This is a genomic window from Cellulosimicrobium cellulans (assembly GCF_006539945.1).
Taxonomy (GTDB): domain Bacteria; phylum Actinomycetota; class Actinomycetes; order Actinomycetales; family Cellulomonadaceae; genus Cellulosimicrobium; species Cellulosimicrobium cellulans.
The window spans coordinates 205,200-221,327 of record NZ_BJNZ01000005.1; the positions used below are offsets into that span (position 1 = coordinate 205,200).

A 16,128-nucleotide genomic window follows, 5' to 3' on the forward strand; every position below is an offset into this window, starting at 1 on the left:
TGCGGTCGGACCGACCTCCGGCCGGCCGGTCTCGCGACGCACGGCTCGATCTCGCCGCGCCGTCCCGGCACCTAGGGTGGTCCCCGTGCATCTCGCCGCCGACGACCTCGCCTTCGCCTACCCCGGACGTCCCGTCCTCGACGGCGTGAGCCTGCGCGTCGCCGGGGGGACACGGCTGGGCGTCGTCGGGGAGAACGGCACGGGGAAGTCGACCCTCCTGCACGTGCTGTCGGGGGGCCTCGTCGCGAGCCGCGGGGAGGTGCGTCGCGCGGGCTCGCTCGCGCTCGTCGAGCAGGAGCTCGCGATCGAGCCAGGCCAGACCGTCGGCACGCTCGTCGCGGCGACGCTCAGCGGGCTGCGCGCGGTGGCCGCTGAGCTGGAGGCGGCGGCGCGCGACTTCGACCACGAGGCCGGGGACCTCGCCGAGCTCACGGAGATCCTCGCGCGGGCCGAGCACCTCGCCGTGTGGGACGCCGACCGCCGTGTCGACGTCGCGCTGTCCCGCCTCGGCGCGTGCCGCGACCGGGACCGCGAGCTCGCGACCCTGTCGGTCGGCGAGCGCTATCGCGTGCGCCTCGCGTGCCGGCTCGCGGAGCGCGCCGACCTGCTGCTCCTCGACGAGCCCACCAACCACCTCGACACCGGCGGGATCGACTTCCTCACGGGCGAGCTCGTCGCGTGGCGCGGGGGAGTGGTCATGGTCACGCACGACCGCCAGCTCCTCGACGACGTCGCGACCGAGATCCTCGACCTCGACCCCGCCATGGACGGGAAGCCGGTGCTCTACGGGCAGCCGGGCTACCTGTCCTACCGGTTCGCCAAGAACCAGGCGCTGCACCGCTGGCGCCAGCGCTTCCGCGCGGAGCAGAAGCGCGCGGAGAAGCTCGCCGCCGTGCTCGACGCGTCGTACGAGGGCCTGTCCGACGAGTGGCGCCCGCCCAAGGGCAGCCAGAAGCACCGCCGCGCGACGCGCGCCCGCATCCACGTCAAGGCCGCGGACCGGCGCCTCCAGCAGCTCGAGGCCGAGGCCGTCGAGGTCCCCGTGCCGCCGCTCCAGCTCGTCTTCCCGGAGCTCCCCGCGATGTCGCCCGGCTGGGACCCGGGCGACCCGGTGCTCGAGCTGCGCAGCCCGCGCGTCGGGCCCGACCGCGGCGCGCGCCTCGACCTGCCCGGGACCCGGGTCGCGCTCCCGCCCAGCGGGCGGCTCCTGGTGACCGGGCCGAACGGGAGCGGGAAGTCGACGTTCCTCGCTGCGCTCGCGGGCCTGGTTCCCCTCGACCGCGGCACGCGGTCCGTGGTCGACGGCGCACGGCTCGGCGTCGTCGCGCAGGAGGGCCCGGTGCTGCCCCCGGAGGCGGAGCACCGCACCGGGTTCGACGAGTACGCACGCGAGGCCCTCGAGCTCCTCGACGCGAACCGGCTGGACCCGGACCACCTCGTACCGGTCGCCTTCCTCGGCCTGCTCACCGAGGAGGACCTGGATCGGCCGCTGCACGAGCTGTCCGCGGGGCAGCGGCGGCGGTTCGACCTCGCCCGGGCGCTCCTGGCCGCGCCGCACGTGCTGATCCTCGACGAGCCGACCAACCACCTCTCGATCGACCTCGTGGACGAGCTCACGCAGGCGTTGCGGGTCACGCCCGCGGCCGTGGTCGTCGCGACGCACGACCGGCGCATGCGCGAGGACCTCGAGGACTGGCCGCGGCTCGAGCTCGCGGGCTGACCCCGGGCTGACCCGTCCGGGGGTTCGCGCCGACCCCGCGAGCCGCTCCCTCAGCGGCCCTCCACCGGGCTGCCCGCCGGGACGAGGAGCGTGCCCAGCGCGCGGCCCCATGCCCGCGCGCGGTCCAGCTCGCCGTCGTCGAGCGGGCCCTCGACGTCGCCGACGTAGAACGACGCGGGGGGAGCGACCATGCGGAAGCCCGCGCGGCGCAGCACCTTGGCCGCCCCGCGGGCGGCGGAGCCGGGCAGCGGCTTGACCTTGGTGACGCGGGTGTCGAACGTCGCGGCGAGGCGCGTCTCCTCCTGGCGCGGCACGGACTCGACCCACTCGCGCAGGCCCGTCGCGCGGTCGGACACGTCGCCGCTCGCGCGCTGCACCGCCTCGGCGCGGGTCGCGGGCCGGGTCATGCCGAACGCGTGGGTGGGGCCGCCCGCGACCACGAGACCCATGTGCCGGAGCGTGTCGGGGCTCGCCGCCGGGTCGGTCACGTCGACCACCATGACGCGGACCGTCTCGCTCAGCCCTTCGGCGACGGCCTGCGCGACCCGCTCGCTGTTCCCGTACATCGACTCGTAGACCACTGCGGCATCCATGGTGCGCCCCTTCGTCGTCCGCCCGCCCGGAGCGGACGGGTCCCCTCCCTCCAGCGTCTGGGCAGGGGGGACGCCGGACCCAGGGCCGAGCGGACGGAGGTCGGAGGCCGTTGGTCCCGGCGTCGACGACGGCGCCTCGGACGAAGGTGTGCGCGGTCCACGCGGGGGGACCGGCGACCGACCGCTACACCGTCGCGGCGTCGACCCGGGGGCGCGGCCCGACGAGGAGCCATGCGGCGACCATGAGCACGGGCGCGAGCAGGTGCAGGAGCAGGTTCGAGACCTGGCCGGCGGGGCTCAGCTCGGCGAGGCCGCGGAGCACCGTGCCGTCGACGGTCCCGGTGCCGGGGCGTGCGGCGCGCCGGTCACGGCAGGCGGCCCACGTACGCCATCGCCTGGCGCAGCAGCACCCCCTGGCCGCCGCGCATCTCGAGCTGCACCTCGTCGCTGCACGCCTGCTCGGGCGTGAGCCACGCGAGCTCGAGCGCGTTCTGCTGCGGGCGGCAGTCGCCCGTCACCGGGACGACGTACGCGAGGGACACCGCGTGCTGACGGGGGTCGTGGTAGGAGGTGATGCCGGGCGTCGGGAAGTACTCGGCGACCGTGAACGGCTGCGGCGACGCGGGGACCTGGGGGAGCGCGACCGGGCCGAGGTCCTTCTCGATGTGCCGCAGCAGGGCGTCACGGATGCGCTCGTGGAACATCACGCGGCCGGAGACGAGGGCGCGCGTCATCATGCCCTCGGGCGTGACGCGCAGCAGGAGCCCGACCGCGACCACGTCGCCGGAGTCGTCGACGCGCACCGGGACGGCGTCGACGTAGACGAGCGGGAGCTGCGCGCGCGCCACCGCGATCTCCTCCGGGCTGAGCCAGCCCGCGGGGTGCGGGTTCTCGTGGGAGAAGTCGTCGGGCGTGAAGTCGGCGGTGTCGGTCACGCGACTGTTCTACCCCGTGCGGTGCGACGGGGCGAGTTCGCTCACGGCGTGCCGGGGCCGGCGGGTGGCTCGGAGACCCGGGCGACGATCTCGACGAGCGCTCGCTCGGCCACCGCGGGGGGCAGCACCTCCATGACCGCCATGAGCGGCGCGAGCCGGTCGGGCAGGACGGACCGAGCCGTCCCACGGGGCTCGCCGCCGTCCGCGGCGAGCGCCGCGAGCAGCGCCTCCCAGACGGCGTCGGCGGTGGGCTCCGCCGGGGCGTCGCCCGGCGACGCGGTGAAGGCCCCGGCGAGGGCGCCGAGGACGGCGCTCACGTCCGGGCGCGGCTCGCCGCGCACGGCGTCGGCGCCCTGGACCAGCGCCGCCACGAGGTCGTCGAGGCCGGCCTCCGTCACGGGGGTGACGGTGAGGTGGGTCGTGTGCGGCAGGTGCGTGCCGTCGTCCTGCGCGAGCCCCGGCTGGGGCTGGAGGACCCACCCGAGCGACCGGACGGCGTCGGCCCACTGGTGCGGGTCGACCTGCCGCGTGGCCGGGACGGACTCGTCGCAGGCTACCGCGACGAGGGGGCCGGTCGGGTGGCCGACGACGCGCAGGCCGTCGATCCCGTCGATCGCCTCGTGCAGGGCGCGGGTCGCGCGCACGCAGCGCGCGGTGAGGGCCGTGTAGCCGGGGACGCCGAGCGCCTGGCTGACCGCCCAGGCGGCGGCGAGCGGGGCGGCCGAGCGCGAGCCCGACGTCGTCGGGTTGACCACCGGGTAGCCCGGCCAGCCCGTCGTCGCGAAGAACTGGCGGCGCTGGCGGTCGCGGCCCCGGACGAGCAGGACCGACGTGCCCTTGGGCGCGTAGCCGTATTTGTGCACGTCGGCGGAGATGCTCGTCACGCCGGGCACGGAGAAGTCGAAGGCCGGCACCTGCTCACCGCCCGCGCCCTCCCAGAACGGCAGGACCCACCCACCGACGCACGCGTCCACGTGCACCGCGACGCCGCGCGCGGCGGCCGCGGCGGCGACCTCGGCGACCGGGTCGACGACGCCGTGCGGGTACGACGGCGCGGACACGACGACGAGCGCGACGTCGTCGTCGAGCTCCGCGACGAGGTCGGCGGCCGTGAGGGTCCCGGTCGCGGGGTCGACCGGCACGAGCGTGAGGTCGACGTCGAGGTACTGCGCGGCCTTGCGGAACGCCGCGTGCACGCTCACCGGCGCGACGACGCGCGGGCGCACCTCGGGCCGGGCCGCGCGCGCGGCGTCGCGGGCGATCTTCACCGCGAGCAGGCAGCTCTCGGTGCCGCCGGAGGTCACCGAGCCCACGACCGCGTCCGGCCCCGTGGCGGCACCGCGGAGCATGGCCCGGGCGAAGGCGACGAGCTCGGACTCCATGACGGCGACCGACGTGAACGTCGTCGGGTCGAGGCCGTTGACGGGCTGGACGGCTCGTGCGGCCGCGGCGGCGAGCTCGTCGAGCTCGGCGAGGCCCGGGTCGTAGACGTAGGACAGGACGCGGCCCCCGTGCGTGGGGGCGTCGGCGGCGCGAAGCACGGCCAACCGGTCGAGGATCCCGTCCGTGCGCAGGTGGACGTCGCCCGTCGGCGCCCCGCCGGGGCGCTCCGAGGACGGGTCAGTCGCGGGCTCGGTCGGTGGGGTGGTCACGCGGCAGCTCCGGTGCTGTGTTGTCGATGTCCCCCTTGCGCAGACCGTACCGTACGAGCGGTACGAGGCTCACCAGCACGAGGACCGCGGGAACGACCGAGAACGCCAGGGCGATGCCGTCGACGGCGACGTCCGGCTGCGCGACGGTCTCGCCGGCGCGCGTCGACACGTAGCCCGTGACCCCGAGGACGAGCGAGAGCACGGCGGCGCCGAGCGCCATGCCGGTGGTCTCGCCCGCCGTCCAGACGCCGCTGAACGCCCCGCCGCGGCCCTCGCCGTGCGTGCGCGCGTCGTGGGCGATGACGTCCGGGAGCATCGCGAGGGGGAGCGCCTGCATGCCGGCGTAGGCGATCCCGGCGAGCGCCGTCGGCACGTACACCCAGGCGCCGGGGGACCACAGGAGCGGGATCATCCCGAGCGCGGCGACGGCGAAGAGCACGGTGGCCACGACGAAGCCGCGCTCCTTCCCGTCGCGGCGCGCGAGCCGGGTCCACAGGGGCATGCAGAGCAGGGCGGGGGCGATGAGTGCGGCGAAGAGGTAGCTCACCGCGGCCTCGTCGTGCAGCACGTAGCGGGCGACGTACGCCGCGCCCGCGAGCATGAGGCCGGTGGCGACCGCCTGGAGGAAGAACGCGGCGAGCAGCGTGCGGAACGGCCGTGAGCGGCGCAGCGCGTCGAACGCCTCGCGGACCGCGAGGGTCCACGCGCGCGCGGCGGACGTCGAGGCGGCGGGAGCGAGCGGCGTCGTGCCCCCGACCGGCGCCGAGTCACCCGTGGTGCCCCAGCGGCTGGTCCGGGGGGCGACGCGCGTGGCGACGAGCATGCCCGCGCCGATGACCACGCCGGACACGACGCCCATGACGAGGTAGCCCGAGGTCGAGTCGCCGCCCCCGCGCAGCGCGGGCCCGCCGGCGCCGAACAGCAGGATGGCGAACGCGAGCGCCGCGACGCGCCACGCGAGCAGCCGCGTGCGGCCGTCGTAGGTGGGGTCGAGCTCGGCCGGCAGGGCGATGTAGGGGACCTGGAAGAGGGAGAACGACGTCGCGGCGAGGAGGAACGCGACGAGCACCCAGATCGCCGCGGCGGTCGGTCCCGCCGCGGCGGGGACGGCGAAGGTCAGCGCGAAGAAGACGGGCAGCGTGAGGGCGCCGATCGTCATGAAGCGTCGGCGCGAGCCGGTGCGGGCGAGGTCGCGGTCGGAGCCGTACCCGATGAACGGGTCGATGACGACGTCCCAGACCTTCGCCCCGGTCACGATGAGACCCGCGGCCGCGGCGGGGACCGCGAGCGCGTCGGTCAGGTACACGAGCAGCACGAGGCCGGGCAGGGTGCCGAAGCCCCCGGTGCCGACGGAGCCGGCGGCGTAGCCGGCGATCGTGGCGCGCGAGAGCCGAGGGGAGGTGGTGGCGTTCGTCACAGGGGCAGCGTAGAGGCTGGTCGGGCGAGCGGCGGGCCGGGGCACGTGCCGCACAGGGGCGAGGGGAATACGTGGGGGAGGATCGTTGCTCTACGAGGCAGACACCCCACCGTCCCAGGAGGATCATCCATGGCCACGCAGACGCTCACCGAGTCCACCTTCGAGCAGACGATCACAGAGAACGACATCGTCCTCGTCGACTTCTGGGCCGACTGGTGCGGACCGTGCAAGATGTTCGCCCCCGTGTTCGAGGCGTCGTCGGAGGAGAACCCGGACGTGGTGCACGGCAAGATCGACACCGAGGCCGAGCGCGGCCTCGCCGCGGCCGCGAACATCACGTCGATCCCGACGCTCATGGCCTTCCGCGAGGGCATCCTCGTCTTCTCCCAGCCCGGCGCGCTCCCCGCTCCCGCGCTCAAGCAGGTCGTGGACGCCGTCAAGGGCCTCGACATGGAGGACGTCCGTCGCCAGATCGCCGCGGCGAACGACGGGTCCCCGGCGCAGGACGCCTGACCCGGACTCCGCGCACACGAACGGCCCGGCACCTCGAGGTGCCGGGCCGTTCGCGTCTCGGTCAGAGGCCGTCGTGCGCGCGCAGGATGCGCCTCGACGGAAGAAGCCGGTGCCCGCACCGGCAGGGGGCAATGGTGCGGGCACCGGCTCTGAACTGAGGCTAGCCGTCCAACTGGACGAGCGTCCAGTTGTTGGCCGGGTGAAAGCTCCCGGAGAGTGGACGGTGCGCGAGGCGGGACTCGAACCCGCACGTCCGAGGACACCAGGACCTAAACCTGGCGCGGCTGCCAGTTACGCCACTCGCGCGCGGAGGTCAGTCTACGGCGCGAGCGCTGCGTCCCTGGTCGGGCGATGCGTCCGGGGACGCAGCGCTCGCGCGGGGACGCAGCGCTCGCGCAGCGACGACTACTTCGGGTCGATCCCCAGGTCCCGGCGGAGCTTGGCCACGTGGCCCGTCGCCTTGACGTTGTACTGCGCGAGCTCGACCCGGCCCTCCGGGTCGACGACGACCGTCGAGCGGATGACGCCCACGACCGTCTTGCCGTAGAGCTTCTTCTCGCCCCACGCGCCGTAGGCCTCCAGGACCGTCTTGTCGACGTCGGAGACGAGCGGGAACGTGAGGTGCTCGGCCTCGACGAACGCCGCGATCTTGTCCACGGGGTCGGGGGAGACGCCGACGACCGAGTACCCCGCGCCCTGGAGCGAGGCGAGGCTGTCGCGGAAGTCGCACGCCTCGGTCGTGCAGCCGGGGGTGCCGGCGGCCGGGTAGAAGTACACGACGACGTGCTTGCCGCGCAGGTCGGAGAGCGTGACGGTGCTGCCGTCGGCGGCGGGCAGGGTGAAGTCGGGAGCGGTGTCGCCGACGGTGAGGCGCGTGGACATGGATCTCCTTCGGTCCGGCCAGGGTGTGGGTTCGAGCGTAGGTGAGGTGTCGTGGCACCGGTAGCGTTGTGGCTGTGAGCAAGACGACGCCCGCTACCCCCTCGACCCCCTCGCCCCGCCCGTCCTCGGCCCGTGACCTGCCGATCCGGATGCTGCACGACCGCCTGCTCGTCGACCCGGAGGTCGACGGGAGCGAGCGGCAGAGCTCGGCGGGCCTCGTCATCCCCGCGACGGCGGTCGGTCCCAAGCGCCTGTCGTGGGCCGTCGTCGTCGCCGCCGGTGAGCACGTGCGCCAGGTGGCGGTGGGCGACCGCGTGCTGTTCGACCCGGACGATCGCGCGGAGGTCGAGCTCGGGGGGCGGGACCTCGTGCTGCTGCGCGAGCGCGACGTGCACGCCGTCTCCCAGGAGCTCGAGGAGGACGGCCCGACCGGCCTGTACCTCTGAACCGTCCCGGGGTTCGTCGCCGGACGGGGCGCCGGGTGCTGTCGCCGACGTCACACGGGAGCGGGCGGAACGGATTTTCCCGGCGCGCCCTCGGCTGCTAGTGTTTTCTCTCGCGCGCCATTAGCTCAATTGGCAGAGCAGCTGACTCTTAATCAGCGGGTTCGGGGTTCGAGTCCCTGATGGCGCACCACCACCGATCGGGCCGTCCGCATGGCGGGCGGCCTGAGCCGTGCCGGTCGAGGGACCGGGACGGCGGCGGGAGCGGAACTCCTCGTGCAGGACGGCTCGCGGCCGCTGGTAGTGTTCCCTCTCGCGCGCCATTAGCTCAATTGGCAGAGCAGCTGACTCTTAATCAGCGGGTTCGGGGTTCGAGTCCCTGATGGCGCACCCTTCCTGACCAGGCCGTCCACCCTCCGGGTGGGCGGCCTGCGTCGTCCCGGGCCCCGCACCGCCCTCGGAGCGCGCGACCCCCGCTGGGCGCTCTGCCCTCCGTCCTCCTTCCGTCGCCGTGACGGGCACCGGAACGACGTGCACCGTTCGGACGGCGTTCGTCCCGGCTCGTCCGAGAGTTCACCCGTGCCCGGAATGGTCCGCTACGGGTGCGCCCGCCGCGGACGTCGGACCGGTCGTGCCCTCGCCTGTCGACGACGAAAGGACACACCGATGCGCACGCCCGTGCACACGCCCCGCACCCGGAGAAGACGCCGAGGGCTCGCCGCCGTGGTCGGAGCGAGCCTCGCCGTGGGGGCCGCGCTCCCCGTGACGGCGGCCGGGGCCGCCGACCGGGCGCCGACGCAGAGCGCCGCCGCGGCGACCGAGGAGCCGAGCGGGACGCCGGTGCTCCACCCCACGCCGGGGACGTACCTGGACGGCACGGTGACCGTCACGGCGCAGCCCGTCCTGGCCGGCGACCCGGTCCGTGAGCTGGCCGTCGACGGCCAGCCGCTCGCGGGCGCCACGGCGACCCCCGCCACGTCGCGTCTCCTGTTCGACGTGGGCAGCAACTCGATCGAGAAGCGCTACGGCAGCCACGTGCTCGTCAACGGCACGCGCCTCGAGCTCGACCGCGACATGGTCTCCGAGCGCGTGGCGCTCGACGTGCCGAACGACCTGCTCGTCCAGGGGGAGAACGCGGTGCGGTTCGTCGTGGGCGCCGTCCCCACGTCGTGCGGCTCGAACTACGACGACTTCGACGTCACCGAGGTCTCGCTCGAGCTGCTCGGCGAGGTCGCCGACGGCTCGGGCAACCGTTTCACCTACCAGTTCGGCGACGGCTCGTGCGGGACGAACACGTCCCGCGTCGTGACGGCCGACCTGACGTTCACGGTCGCCCAGGACCCGGCCGCGACGACCGGCCTCGCGGCGGAGCTCGACACGACGACGCTCGAGAACGGCGCGCACACCCTCACGGCCACGACCGCGTCGGGCCAGACCGCGACGAGCGGCGTGACCGTGAACAACTCCGCGCCCGGCGCACCGGCCCTGACGCCGGCGGACGGCGAGCTCCTCAACGGCACGCGGACCGTGCTCGCGACCCCGCCCGCCGGCGGCGACGCGCCGACCGGGATCGAGGTGGACGGCGCTCCGCTCACCACGACCACGACGCTCGGCGCCGGCTCGTCGCAGTTCGTCTTCAGCGTCGGCTCGAACTCGATCGAGGCCCGCTACACGAACCACCTGCTCGTGAACGGCCAGCGCATCGACCTCGTCGACCGCGACTACGTGAGCGAGACCGTGCGCGTCGACGTGCCCAACGCCTTCCTCGCCGCCGGGCGGAACACCGTCCGGTTCGTCACGGGCACCTACCCGACCGCGTGCGGCGACAACCGGGACGACTTCGCGATCTCGGGCATCGGCCTCGAGCCGAGCCACGGCACCGCGACCCCGGTCGACGTCGCGTCGTCGTACTCGCTCGGCGACGGCGACTGCGGCTCGAGCACGACCAAGCCGCGCGAGGCCGTCCTCACGTTCGACGTCGTCCCCGCCGCCGACGCCCCGGCGCCCGGCCTGCGCGCAGAGCTCGACACCGCGGCCGTCGCCGACGGCGAGCACGTCCTGACCTCCTCGACCGCGGCGGGCGCCACGGCTCGCCGCACGGTCACGACCGACAACACGGGCCCCGCCGTCGTGGCGAGCACGCCCGCCGCCGGAGCCGAGCTCGCCACGGCGACCAGCCTCGCCGTCGAGCTCACCGACGCCTCGGGCGTGCTCGAGGGCCCGTCCGTCACGCTCGACGGCGAGGTCGTCGAGACGGGCGCGCTCGTCGGCCCGGGCCTCGAGCCCGGGGCGCACGCGCTCGTCGTCACGGCGACGGACGTGCTGGGCAACGCGAGCTCGCACGAGATCGGCTTCACGAGCCTCGGCGTCCCCGACGTCCCGACCGACCTGATGCCCGCGACGGGGACGACCGGTGTCGAGGGCTCCGTCGAGCTCGGCGCGCGTGTCAGCGCCCCCGGCGGCGGCGACGTCACGGCGACGTTCGCGCGCGCCGAGGTGCGCTCGCCCGTCGTCGCGGCGCAGGGCGAGACCGCCGAGGTGCCCACCGACGTGCTGCACGTCGAGGGCGAGAGCCCGGCCGACGTCGACGCGCTCGTCCCGGGCGACGGCGCGACGCTCGACGCGGCGCCCGCCGCCGACGTCGCGTTCCAGCGCTTCGAGATCCCGGCCGAGGGTGACGTGGCCGGGCAGACCGTCCGCTGGGACGGCGTGATCGACCCGCAGCGCCTCGCGACGCTCCACGTCTGGGACGGCGCGGCGTGGGAGGCGCTCGTCTCCGCACGCGGTGCCGTCGAGGGGCCGACGAGCCTGACCGCGACGCTGTCCGCGCGGCACGCGACGCAGGGGACGGTGCACGTCCTCGTCACCGGAACCGACCCGTTCGCCGACGACATCGACGACGGCGTCGGCACCGAGGAGCCGACGTCGTTCGCGGACCGCGACGCGTACGACTTCTCGATGGTCCACTTCACGGACACGCAGTACCTGTCCGAGGGGGCCGTCGAGCAGGAGACCGCCGAGGAGCGTGCGGTCTGGGCGAAGACCTACACCGACCTCGTGCAGTGGGTCGTCGACAACGCCGACGAACGCGGCATCGAGTACGTCGCGCACACGGGTGACATCGTCGAGAACTACACGCGCACGCCGGCGGACGACGCGATGGTGGCCCAGGTCCGCGGCGAGTACGAGTTCTCGTCGTCCGCCCAGCGCCTGCTCGACGACGCGGGCATCCCCAACGGCGTCCTGGCGGGCAACCACGACAACCTCACGGGCTCCGACAACGGTCCCGGCGCGCTCTACAACGCGTACTACGGCCCGGAGCGGTACGAGGCGCTGTCGGCCGGGTGGCAGGACGCGTCCTACGGCGGCCCGTGGCGCGAGGGCGACAACCAGAACCACTACGACCTGTTCACGGCCGGCGGCCTGGACTTCGTCGCGGTGTACCTCTCGTACGGCGTGACCGACGAGGAGGCCGCCTGGGCCGACGGCGTGCTGGAGCAGTTCGCCGACCGCAACGCGATCCTGCTCGCGCACGACTACCTCGCGCCGAGCACCAACCCCGACGGCCGCGGGGCCCCGTTCTCCACCCCGGACGGGCGCCTGCTGTACTCGAAGGTCGTCGAGCCGAACCCGAACGTCTTCCTCGTGCTCTCCGGCCACGAGCACGGCGTGGGGATCAACGTGAAGCGCGACGTCGGCACGCCGGGCAACGGCGTCGTCGAGCTGCTCGCGGACTACCAGTTCTACGAGGTCACCGCCCAGGAGGCCGGCCTCACCGAGATCGGCGGCTACGCGCCCGACCAGGGCCTGCGGCTCGGGTCGAGCTACCTGCGCCTGCTCCAGTTCGACGTCGACCGCTCCGAGCTCGTCGTCGACACGTACTCGCCGTGGCTCGAGAACTTCGGCGCCACCGAGTACGACGACCGCCAGCGCTACAACGGGCTCGAGGACGACTTCACGGTGCCGGTCGACCTCACGACCCGCACGACCACGCTCGTGACCGACGCCGTGGCGCTCTACGCCCCGGCCGAGGAGATCGGGAGCGTCTCCGTCCCGTCGGGCGAGGTCGCGCGCGTGACCTGGGACGGCCTCGACGCCGGGGCCCTGCACGCGTGGGTCGTCACGGCGACGAGCGCGGGCGGCGGCACGGCGGTCTCGCCGGTCACCACGTTCACGACGGCTTCCGCCCAGGACGGCCTCGTCGTCTCGACGACGGCGCGCAGCCAGTGCCTCGCGGGCAAGGCCTACGTCGCGGTCCGCGCCCTCAACGCGGACACCGTGCCGGTCGACGTCACGCTGAGCACGCCCTACGGCGAGCGCACCGTGACGGGCGTGCAGCCCGGCGCGTCGGCGTACCAGTCGTTCGCGGTGCGCTCGACGCAGGTGGCCGCGGGCAGCGTCCACGTGGCCGCGACCGGCGACGGCCGCACGTTCGCGGGCGACGTCGCGTTCGACGCGCTGTCGTGCGGCTGATCCGTGCGCCCCGCGGGCGCGGGGTGACCCGGTGACGCGCGACGCCGAGAGGTGAGCAGTGGCCCCCGAGCACTCGAGCTCGGGGGCCACGTCACCGTTCACGGCCTGGTGGCCGCCGAGGTCAGACGGCGGCCCAGCCGCCGTCGCTGTGCAGCACGGCGCCGGAGACGTTGGCCGAGTCGTCCGAGAGCAGCCACGTGATCGCCGCGGCGAGCTCGTCGGCACTCGCGGCGGGCGGGACGGTGGTCGCCATGACGGGGCCGAGCCGTTCGCCGGCGTGCTGCGAGCGGAAGGACGCCTCGATGCTCGTGGCGACGGCGCCCGGGGCGACGACGTTCGCCCGCACGCCCTGCGGGGTGTAGAAGAACGCCGTGCTCTTGGTGAGGCCGACGATCGCGTGCTTCGACGTCGCGTAGGCGGTGCCGGACGCCGAGGCTCGGGAGCCCGCCTCGGACCCGACGTTGACGATCGAGCCCTTCCCCGCGTCGAGCATGAGGGGAAGCACCGCGCGCGTCAGGCGCATGACGGCCGTGACGTTGACGGCCATGACGAGGTCCCAGGTCGAGTCGTCGACCTCGGCGCTCGGCAGGAAGCCGTCCATGATGCCCGCGACGTTGGCGAGCGCGTCCACACGGCCGCCCGCGGCGGCGACCACGGCGTCGACCGTCGTCTGCGCGCTCACGTCGCCCGCGACCGTCACGAGAGCGTCCGTCCCGACGTCCGCGACGAGCTTCTCCAGGCGGTCCTCCCGGACGTCCGTCGCGACGACGCGCGCGCCCTCCGCGAGCAGTCGCTCGACCGTCGCGCGCCCGATGCCGGCGCCCGCGCCGGTGACGATCGCGGTGCGGCCCTCGAACCGGCCGGGAACGTGGTTGCTGACCATGACGGCTCCTTCCGTCCGCGCCGGCCTGCCGTCGTCCGGCGTCCTGGTCCCATCCCAGCTCCCGGGCTCTCGCGCGCGCGAGAGCCGATCGTCCCTCAGCCGGTGCCGGTGGTCCCTGCCGGCGGTGTCCCGATCGCGCACGCCGGGGTAGGGTCGGCGTCGTGACGCACCCGTCCGTGACCCCCTGGTGGCCGGCCGCCTGACGGCCGGTGACCTCGACCGGCCGTGCCCCGACGACGTGGGCGGCCTCGGCAGACCCCGGTGCACGCGTCGTCGGCCCAGCGGCCCGTTCTCCCGAGTACCCCTTGAGCTGGAGCCCCCAGAATGACGACACAGCAGTCTCCCGTCCCTGTCCGGTCCCTCGAGCCGACCGGCGCGGAGGTGCCCTCGACCGTCCCGACGCACTGGTACAACCTCGCGGCGGACCTGCCCGAGCCCGTGCCGCCGCACCTGCACCCCGGGACGCGCGAGCCCCTCACGCCCGACGACCTCGCGCCGCTCTTCCCGCTCGCGCTCGTGCAGCAGGAGGTGACGACCGAGCGCTACGTCGAGATCCCGCAGACGATCCGCGAGATCTACGCGCTGTGGCGGCCGTCGCCGCTCGTGCGCGCGCGACGCCTCGAGCGGGCCCTGGGAACCCCGGCCCGGATCTACTACAAGTACGAGGGCGTGAGCCCGGTCGGCTCGCACAAGCCGAACACGGCGGTCGCGCAGGCGTACTACAACGCGCTCGAGGGAACGACGAAGCTCACGACCGAGACCGGCGCGGGGCAGTGGGGCGCCTCCCTGTCGTTCGCGGGCGCGCTGCTCGGGCTCGACGTCGAGGTGTGGCAGGTGCGTGCGTCGTACGACTCCAAGCCGTACCGCCGCGCGCAGATGGAGGTCTACGGCGGGATCTGCCACCCGTCGCCGTCGGACCTCACCGAGGCGGGGCGCGCGATGCTCGCCGCCGACCCGGAGACGACCGGCTCGCTCGGCATGGCGATCAGCGAGGCCGTGGAGACCGCGGCCAAGGACCCCGCGGCGCACTACGCGCTGGGGAGCGTGCTCAACCACGTCATGCTGCACCAGAGCGTCATCGGCCAGGAGGCTCTCGTCCAGCTCGACGAGGCCGGCGAGGGCGCGCCGGACGTGGTGTTCGGCTGTGCGGGCGGCGGGTCCAACCTCGCGGGCCTGACGTTCCCGTTCCTGGGCCGCAACCTGCGCGAGGGCACGACGACGCGGCTCGTCGCGTGCGAGCCCGCCGCGTGCCCGTCGCTGACCCAGGGGGAGTACCGCTACGACTTCGGGGACGTCGCGGGCCTCACGCCGCTGCTCAAGATGCACACGCTCGGCAAGGACTTCGTCCCCCCGGCGATCCACGCGGGCGGGCTGCGCTACCACGGCATGTCGCCGATGGTGTCGCACGCGGTGCACCTCGGGCTCATGGACGCGGTCGCCGTCGAGCAGGACGACGCGTTCGTCGCGGGCACGCTCTTCGCGCGCAGCGAGGGCATCATCCCGGCGCCCGAGTCGACGCACGCCGTCGCGGCCGCGATCGCGCACGCGCGCGCGGCGACCGAGCCCGAGGTGATCGTGCTCGGGCTGTCGGGCAACGGCATCCTCGACCTGCCGGCGTACGCGGCGTACGTCTGACGGACGTCCCCGGACGCCCCGCGCGGTAGGTCGCCGCGCGGGGCGCCCGTACCCTGGTGCGATGCCCGACCCGAGCCCCGACACCCTCGACGACCGCCCGCGCTACCGCACGCAGCCCGTGTCGTTCGTGCGACGCAGCGGGCGCCTCGCGCCGCGCCAGCAGCGTGCGTGGGACGAGCACCGGGACCGCTACGTGGTCGACGTGCCGCGCGACGTCGCGCGGACGTCGGTCGACCCGGCGTACGTGCTCGACGTCGCGGGGACGTTCGGACGTGCGGCGCGCCTCGTCGTCGAGATCGGCTCGGGCCAGGGCGAGGCCGTGGTGGCCGCGGCCGAGAGCGAGCCGGGCACCGACTTCCTCGCCGTCGAGGTGTACGCGCCGGGTCTCGCGCAGACCGTGCTGCGCGCGTCCCAGCGCGACCTGACGAACGTGCGTCTGGTCCAGGCGAACGCGGCCGAGCTGCTGGCCACGACGTTGCCCGCGGGGAGCGTCGACGAGCTGTGGATCTTCTTCCCCGACCCGTGGCACAAGTCCCGCCACCACAAGCGGCGCCTCGTCGCGCCGTCGTTCGCGGCGCTCGCCGAGCGGGTGCTGCGGGCTCCGGGCGAGGGGGACGGCGCGCGGCCCGGGGGGACGCTGCGCCTCGCCACGGACTGGGCCGAGTACGCGGAGCAGATGATCGACGTGCTCGACGCCGCGCCCGGGCTGCGCAACGTCCACGGCCCGCGCGGCGTGGCGCCGCGCTTCGAGGGCCGCGTGCTCACCGGGTTCGAGCGCAAGGGCCGGTCCGCCGGTCGCGTCATCACCGACCTGGAGTACGTGCGCGCCTGACGCGTCGGGGACCCGCCCCCGACCAGCCGCGCCGGGTCCTTGCGGACAGAAGTGATCTACGGCACATTGTCCCGGGGGCAGAATGTCGCCCCGGGCACGCAGCGTCGCGTGCGGTCGCGTCGACAGGTGGCCGTCCGCGGTTGCGGGCTC

The 16,128-nt window shown here is 74.5% G+C and carries 13 protein-coding genes and 3 tRNA genes; 8 read left to right on the forward strand and 8 right to left on the reverse strand.

The genetic code is table 11. From position 1 onward, the window contains the following. Positions 1-85: 85 nt before the first annotated feature. Positions 86-1,720: an ABC-F family ATP-binding cassette domain-containing protein gene (locus tag CCE02nite_RS06035; protein WP_141388744.1), complete on the forward strand. Its 1,635-nt coding sequence runs from the start codon at positions 86-88 to the stop codon at positions 1,718-1,720. Between the two features lie 50 nt (positions 1,721-1,770). Here CCE02nite_RS06035 and CCE02nite_RS06040 read toward each other — a convergent pair whose 3' ends face one another. The 5 genes from CCE02nite_RS06040 to CCE02nite_RS06055 all read right to left on the reverse strand — a co-directional run bounded on the left by CCE02nite_RS06040 (position 1,771) and on the right by CCE02nite_RS06055 (position 6,317). Next, on the reverse strand, positions 1,771-2,313 hold the full coding sequence (locus CCE02nite_RS06040; RefSeq protein WP_141388745.1) for a flavodoxin family protein: 543 nt from the start codon (positions 2,311-2,313) through the stop codon (positions 1,771-1,773). Between the two features lie 184 nt (positions 2,314-2,497). Further along, complete coding sequence (locus tag CCE02nite_RS20415) at positions 2,498-2,635, reverse strand: hypothetical protein (protein ID WP_170227232.1); 138 nt, start codon at positions 2,633-2,635, stop codon at positions 2,498-2,500. A gap of 43 nt (positions 2,636-2,678) precedes the next feature. Continuing rightward, entirely contained in the window at positions 2,679-3,248 is a 570-nt protein-coding gene (locus CCE02nite_RS06045; protein ID WP_141388746.1) for an NUDIX hydrolase family protein, read from the reverse strand. Between the two features lie 41 nt (positions 3,249-3,289). After that, on the reverse strand, positions 3,290-4,900 hold the full coding sequence (locus CCE02nite_RS06050) for a pyridoxal phosphate-dependent decarboxylase family protein (RefSeq protein WP_308463684.1): 1,611 nt from the start codon (positions 4,898-4,900) through the stop codon (positions 3,290-3,292). After that, the gene (locus tag CCE02nite_RS06055; RefSeq protein ID WP_141388747.1) at positions 4,869-6,317 is read right to left on the reverse strand and encodes an MFS transporter; all 1,449 of its coding nucleotides are present in this window, start codon (positions 6,315-6,317) and stop codon (positions 4,869-4,871) included. Before CCE02nite_RS06055 ends, CCE02nite_RS06050 begins: the two co-directional genes overlap by 32 nt. A 129-nt stretch (positions 6,318-6,446) precedes the next feature. Between CCE02nite_RS06055 and trxA the strand changes: the two genes are divergently transcribed. After that, positions 6,447-6,830, forward strand: coding sequence for a thioredoxin (trxA, locus tag CCE02nite_RS06060; protein WP_141388748.1), 384 nt, complete (start codon positions 6,447-6,449; stop codon positions 6,828-6,830). A 224-nt stretch (positions 6,831-7,054) separates the two neighbouring features. Here trxA and CCE02nite_RS06065 read toward each other — a convergent pair. Next, positions 7,055-7,136, reverse strand: a tRNA-Leu gene (locus tag CCE02nite_RS06065). A 99-nt stretch (positions 7,137-7,235) separates the two neighbouring features. After that, positions 7,236-7,712, reverse strand: coding sequence for a thioredoxin-dependent thiol peroxidase (gene bcp, locus CCE02nite_RS06070; protein WP_141388749.1), 477 nt, complete (start codon positions 7,710-7,712; stop codon positions 7,236-7,238). Positions 7,713-7,861: 149 nt separating this feature from the next. Between bcp and CCE02nite_RS06075 the strand changes: the two genes are divergently transcribed. From CCE02nite_RS06075 to CCE02nite_RS06090, 4 genes are all read left to right on the forward strand, one after another. Beyond that, a complete protein-coding gene (locus CCE02nite_RS06075) occupies positions 7,862-8,158 on the forward strand; it encodes a GroES family chaperonin (protein ID WP_141388803.1) in 297 nt (98 codons plus the stop codon). A gap of 114 nt (positions 8,159-8,272) precedes the next feature. Next, positions 8,273-8,348, forward strand: a tRNA-Lys gene (locus CCE02nite_RS06080). A 124-nt stretch (positions 8,349-8,472) separates the two neighbouring features. Continuing rightward, positions 8,473-8,545: transfer RNA gene (locus CCE02nite_RS06085), tRNA-Lys, on the forward strand. A 276-nt stretch (positions 8,546-8,821) separates the two neighbouring features. Further along, positions 8,822-12,628 carry a metallophosphoesterase gene (locus CCE02nite_RS06090; protein ID WP_141388750.1) on the forward strand — a complete coding sequence of 1,269 codons (3,807 nt, stop codon included), beginning with the start codon at positions 8,822-8,824 and terminating at the stop codon, positions 12,626-12,628. Positions 12,629-12,749: 121 nt separating this feature from the next. Here CCE02nite_RS06090 and CCE02nite_RS06095 read toward each other — a convergent pair whose 3' ends face one another. After that, positions 12,750-13,511 carry an SDR family NAD(P)-dependent oxidoreductase gene (locus CCE02nite_RS06095; protein WP_141388751.1) on the reverse strand — a complete coding sequence of 254 codons (762 nt, stop codon included), beginning with the start codon at positions 13,509-13,511 and terminating at the stop codon, positions 12,750-12,752. 324 nt (positions 13,512-13,835) lie between these two features. Between CCE02nite_RS06095 and CCE02nite_RS06100 the strand changes: the two genes are divergently transcribed. Both CCE02nite_RS06100 and trmB read left to right on the forward strand, forming a co-directional pair. Beyond that, positions 13,836-15,146, forward strand: a complete 1,311-nt coding sequence (locus tag CCE02nite_RS06100) for a TrpB-like pyridoxal phosphate-dependent enzyme (protein WP_141388752.1) — start codon at positions 13,836-13,838, stop codon at positions 15,144-15,146. A 61-nt stretch (positions 15,147-15,207) separates the two neighbouring features. Continuing rightward, positions 15,208-15,978 carry a tRNA (guanosine(46)-N7)-methyltransferase TrmB gene (gene trmB / locus CCE02nite_RS06105; RefSeq protein WP_141388753.1) on the forward strand — a complete coding sequence of 257 codons (771 nt, stop codon included), beginning with the start codon at positions 15,208-15,210 and terminating at the stop codon, positions 15,976-15,978. Positions 15,979-16,128 lie beyond the last annotated feature (150 nt).

Coding starts and splice junctions, on each gene's coding strand:
- CCE02nite_RS06040 (WP_141388745.1), bottom strand. CDS start 2,313: ATGGATGCCGCAGTGGTCTACGAGTCGATGTACGGGAACAGCGAGCGG.
- trxA (WP_141388748.1), top strand. CDS start 6,447: ATGGCCACGCAGACGCTCACCGAGTCCACCTTCGAGCAGACGATCACA.
- bcp (WP_141388749.1), bottom strand. CDS start 7,712: ATGTCCACGCGCCTCACCGTCGGCGACACCGCTCCCGACTTCACCCTG.
- CCE02nite_RS06075 (WP_141388803.1), top strand. CDS start 7,862: ATGCTGCACGACCGCCTGCTCGTCGACCCGGAGGTCGACGGGAGCGAG.
- CCE02nite_RS06090 (WP_141388750.1), top strand. CDS start 8,822: ATGCGCACGCCCGTGCACACGCCCCGCACCCGGAGAAGACGCCGAGGG.
- CCE02nite_RS06095 (WP_141388751.1), bottom strand. CDS start 13,511: ATGGTCAGCAACCACGTTCCCGGCCGGTTCGAGGGCCGCACCGCGATC.
- CCE02nite_RS06100 (WP_141388752.1), top strand. CDS start 13,836: ATGACGACACAGCAGTCTCCCGTCCCTGTCCGGTCCCTCGAGCCGACC.
- trmB (WP_141388753.1), top strand. CDS start 15,208: ATGCCCGACCCGAGCCCCGACACCCTCGACGACCGCCCGCGCTACCGC.